Raw genomic sequence first — 1930 nt, 5'->3', positions numbered from 1 at the left:
CCAGATGCAATACCAGTTACCCTTTTATTTCCAGCACCAATACCACCTGTGGTTATTTTCGGACCATCAGTAATGACCAGACCTGTTGCATCTAGGGTGGTTGTGCCTGCCTTTAAGCTCGTTAATGCAACATCTTTAGCCAGATCAAATTGTACCTTATTATCTTTATCACCTTTGGTAATTTTAAAATTTTCACTTCCAGCAGAAAAATCTACTTCATCGTCTATAAGAACAGTCTTGCCATTTTCACCACCAACAGAGAGTTTCCAACCGTTTGTTTTTACGAATCTTTTCATGTCTATCAACTGTGTAACATTCACTGCATCGGTCGCTTCACTACCAGCTGCTACGCCTGTAATTTGTCGCGTTCCGCTCCCACCAACACTCACAACACCCAGCGTACTTTTCCACTGAGATGCGTCATTTTTTGCAACCTCATCCTTCGACGAAGGAGCATAGCCAAACTTACCAGCAGCCCTATCAGCTACAGAACCTTTTCCTATAGCAACACCATCATTCACCGAAACTACAGAATCAACACCTATAGCGACACCTCCCTCTGCTTGTGCTTTCGAATAAAACCCAAGAGAAATGGCGTGCTTATTAAGCGCATATGCACGGTGACCAATAGCAGTCGTACCATACCCCAAAGCCTTAGAAACAGCACCTACCGCCGTTGAATAATCACCCTTTGCAAATGTATGATCGTCTGGCCCCATCGATTCATTATATTCAGAACCTATTGCGATACTGTCTTTGCCTACAGCATGAGCCATGTAGCCTATAGCAATGCTATCTACTTCTTTTGATACCAGTGCTTGATAACCTATAGCAATACCACGGTCCCCCCCCTTATCCACCTGTGCCTGAGAACCTATAGCTATCGAATGCTGACTAAACGCATTTGCCTGACTACCTATAGCAATACTATACTGCGCCTCCTTCGTTGCAGATGCATTGTAACCAAGCACAATCCCCTTTTCTGCATAATTCTTTGCGCTGTAACCAAGAGCCATTGCATAATCACCAGCTGCAAGTACTCTATTTTTTTCATTAATATCCTGTTCGTTAGATCCAGCACTTCCAACACCACCGATTGCAATGCTATATTTACCTTCCGTTTTTGCCCCCCGCCCCAAAACAACAGAACCATACGATCCAGCTGATGTTTCCACCCCAAAACCGACAAGAACATTCCAACCATTACCAGTTTTTGCACCATACCCGACAACAACAGAACCGTATGTTTGTCTCCCACCAACACTAACAGACGTATTGTCACCAATAACAACAGCCAACTGGCTTTTTCCCACAACAATCCCATCACCCAAAATAGTATTGTTGTCTTTAGCACGTTGCATTCCTGCAGTTCCACCCCGCAAAAGGTCAGAAACATTAACAGGCGCTGCATTCTCATCATCGTAAACAAACTGCTGGGCTGTAGAGCTATCACCCACAAATGAGCGTGAACTGACGAAAGACTTTTTATACTGTTCCTCTGCATTTAACGTTTTTTTCGATAGGTTATTACTGTTTGCTGTCAAAACATTTATTATAAAACTATCATCACTCGGACCTAGAAGAGTTTTGGTTAAAAAATTTGCATAGTCATCAGCAGCATTAATCTTTTCTAATCCGGCTTTATTGAGTGCTGTTAAATAATTGTCTTTTGAGACAGAAGAAGCATTCAAACCAGCAACAGAGATGATGTTTTGTGGATAAGAGACACCAGCACTTTTTACACCTTCGAGAAATGTGTTTCTAAAATCAGAATTTGCTGAGAAAACAGGTATAATATTCGACAAAAATGTAGCCGCTGTAGCCAACGAAAGAACTTTAACAAAAGAAAAACGAGAACGTTTTAATTCACTCGTTGCTTGTGGGGCATATAATTTTTTCATAACAAACTCTCCAATGAAAAAACTTAAAA

At 41.6% G+C, this 1930-nt stretch carries 1 pseudogene; it reads right to left on the bottom strand.

Annotated features, from left to right (window positions below):
- Positions 1 to 1901, bottom strand: a pseudogene (locus PVV60_RS10370) (hypothetical protein); the annotation flags it as partial.
- Positions 1902 to 1930 lie beyond the last annotated feature (29 nt).

Origin of the sequence: Bartonella sp. AU18XJBT, assembly GCF_028618595.1 — a bacterium.
Lineage (GTDB): Bacteria > Pseudomonadota > Alphaproteobacteria > Rhizobiales > Rhizobiaceae > Bartonella.
The sequence above is the reverse complement of the archived record's forward strand: the minus strand, read 5'-3'. Positions and strand labels throughout refer to the sequence as shown.